This is a genomic window from Exiguobacterium sp. 8H (assembly GCF_902506255.1).
Lineage (GTDB): Bacteria > Bacillota > Bacilli > Exiguobacteriales > Exiguobacteriaceae > Exiguobacterium > Exiguobacterium profundum.
Map to the genome: position 1 here is coordinate 1 of NZ_LR733430.1, position 2,608 is coordinate 2,608.

A 2,608-nucleotide genomic window follows, 5' to 3' on the forward strand; every position below is an offset into this window, starting at 1 on the left:
TAGCTATGCAGGACGATTAGTGAAAGACTACGGATTATATATATACCTTTTTCATCTTATATTTTTGCGGTTATATAACAAAATTGATCAGTATAGTTTAGTACGATATGGACAAGAAGTTATTAATTATACGTCTTATCTTTACTTGATGTTCATGTTTTTTGTTTCTTTATTCGGATCTATGTTACTCGTCTACGCTTTTCGAGGCTTTAAACCAAACTATTCTTCATGGAGAACTTTTCTGATTCCACTGCTATTATTACCTGTTCTTTACATATGGACACAAGGAACGGAGTACAGCCAAATCATCAGACCCTCTATAACCGATGTGAAACCCTATTACTATGGTTCTTATTATGTAAAGGGAAGGGTAAATGAGAACACTCAGAATATTACACTAACTGCTGATGACTCATCAGTTTTTTATGGTGAAATAAAAAATGAGGAGTTTCGAATTCGAGTTCCTGAAAATATGCGTTCCTTCAAGTTGGAAGCATTTGGGGAAAAAGAAGGAGATATCGATTCGGTAGAGCAGAAAGCGATTACATGGGAAAAAGGGAAAATCATTGAATTCAGCTCCGATGAAAAAGGATATCTTAATGGTAGCGTGTCTCAGGGTGTCCTCTACATCGCGATAGAGTATCCGAAAAACACTTTATTTAGGAAAGTGACGGTCAAAAATAGTCACTTTAAAATTTATGTTGGCGACATCCCTTTGAATAAATCATACACAGCAATTCCGATTGGTTTGGAAGGGAAACACGGTAGAAAAAAGTCTATAGAATCCATTGTATTCCACCAATAACGAACTGCCCTTTCCCTAGTTACTGAACAAATCGTTTTATTAAGACCAAGCTAAAATATGATAGTTTCTCAGAACATAAAGTGAATTACTATCAAAAATCAAAGTTGAATTAGCAAACCTTTACTTGAATAAATTATCTCCGGTGAAGAACGAACCTTAAAGTTTAAACTTCGTTTCTAACTGACTCAAGAATAAGACATTTTTTGAGAGCAATACTAATTGTTTGTACTTACGTATTTCTTAAAGAAGTGCATTTTGTAGAACGGAGCGAGTAGGAAGTTTGAATAAGCAAATAGACAATCTAGAAGATTTAGACACAGTACTCTAAACCATCGCTTGTCAAATGACAGCTTCATCCCTTAAACCGAAGAGCTGAGAAGCTGTCTAGTCGTATACTTCGTCAATACCTCATTTATTTTCAGTTCACACCTCATAAAATTTCTTTTTATAGAAAGTTTCATGTCGATGTAGATAAATTTTTCAAATGGCTTAGTTCGAAAAAACAATTACTCAATTGTTTAATCATTTCACCTATCTTATGTATCTTTATGTGATGATGCCCTGTCAGGATTCAGCTCAAGCTAGCTAGTTTGATGAATATTGAATATAGTTGCTTCCCTGATCTGAATGAATAGATTCAAGATAACAATTCGGAAGCATCCAAAAAGGCGAATGATGAACTGCCCCATAAAAGTTGGATTTTTATTTCCAACTTTTATGGGGGAGTTCACTTCGGGGGTGTTTTTGTATGAGTAAAAAATGTATATTCAAGTGAAGTCAATAGGCAGTGGTGAGATGAGATGGTATCGGTCCTGATTCCGCTAGTGAAAATGTCAAGAGAGAACGTCAACTACCTCACTTGAGGAGGAAGTATACTGTCACGACGAAAATATCTCTCGACGATTATCGTCCTCAACAATGAGATCGTTGCCTATAAGTTATACAAGCATCAATAGACACCACTCGTCATCGATGCGTTAAAGGAGACATTAGAGAACTGGAACAACCCCAAATGGTCATCATTCATTCAGACTAACTAAGGAAATGTCTATACCTCGTATGCCTCTCAAGATTTCGTCAAGAGGAACTATCTGACGAGTAGTATGTCTCGAAGAGGTAACTATTGGGACAATGCGATGATCGAATCATTTCATTCGAGCTTGAAGTCTGAGGACTTCCAGTACGTCAAATTCAACTCGTTAAGCGACCATGAAATGCGTGAGCGGATAAATAATTCCTTACCTTACTACAACGAAAAACGTATCAAAGAAAGATTAGGCTACCTCACACCGATAAAATATGGTATGAGGTAGCCTAATCAAGGTGTTTTATTAATGTCTCATATAACTAGGTCAGTTTAGACCCAGGGAGTTTTTAGTCGTCTGACAATTTATTGTTTAACTTTTTTAGTTCAGTTCATGAGACACTTTTTACAAGTATCCATCATTCTGACGTCGAGTTTTTAAATATATACAATTCAGGTGATATAAAATTTCGGTACACCTCTGATAAATCCTATTCGATGACCACACCAAAATGCTCAACTACTATCTTAATTCGGAAATTTAAATTGTCGTTTGAGGTTATCCCAAATAATTTCTCGACTTACATAATTGAGAAGTTAAATTATTTTTAGAAAGTTGATAATGGCGCTGGTTTAGCAAAGAAGTAACCTTGTAATACAACTTCAGGATATTTTTTCATAAAGCTCATATGTGCTTCAGTTTCAATACCTTCTACCACGATTTTGTAGTCTAAACTTAAAAACAGTTGAATAATTTGATCTAATTCATTTTTTTCATG

The 2,608-nt window shown here is 35.2% G+C and carries 3 protein-coding genes; 2 read left to right on the forward strand and 1 reads right to left on the reverse strand.

Translation table 11 applies throughout. The features are described 5' to 3' along the window. Both GVY43_RS15080 and GVY43_RS16145 read left to right on the forward strand, forming a co-directional pair. A partial coding sequence (locus GVY43_RS15080; protein WP_236548997.1) for a hypothetical protein occupies positions 1–805 on the forward strand: 805 nt, incomplete at its 5' end. A gap of 1,103 nt (positions 806–1,908) precedes the next feature. Continuing rightward, positions 1,909–2,118, forward strand: a complete 210-nt coding sequence (locus tag GVY43_RS16145; RefSeq protein WP_159563684.1) for an integrase core domain-containing protein — start codon at positions 1,909–1,911, stop codon at positions 2,116–2,118. Positions 2,119–2,437: 319 nt separating this feature from the next. Here the strand turns inward: GVY43_RS16145 and GVY43_RS16150 are convergent, their stop codons facing one another. Next, positions 2,438–2,584 (reverse strand): hypothetical protein, encoded by a 147-nt coding sequence (locus tag GVY43_RS16150; RefSeq protein ID WP_371730263.1) that lies wholly within the window; start codon positions 2,582–2,584, stop codon positions 2,438–2,440. Positions 2,585–2,608 lie beyond the last annotated feature (24 nt).

What these genes read in the sequence shown, in the direction of transcription:
- GVY43_RS16145 (WP_159563684.1), top strand. Translation starts at nt 1,909, where the DNA reads ATGTCTCGAAGAGGTAACTATTGGGACAATGCGATGATCGAATCATTT.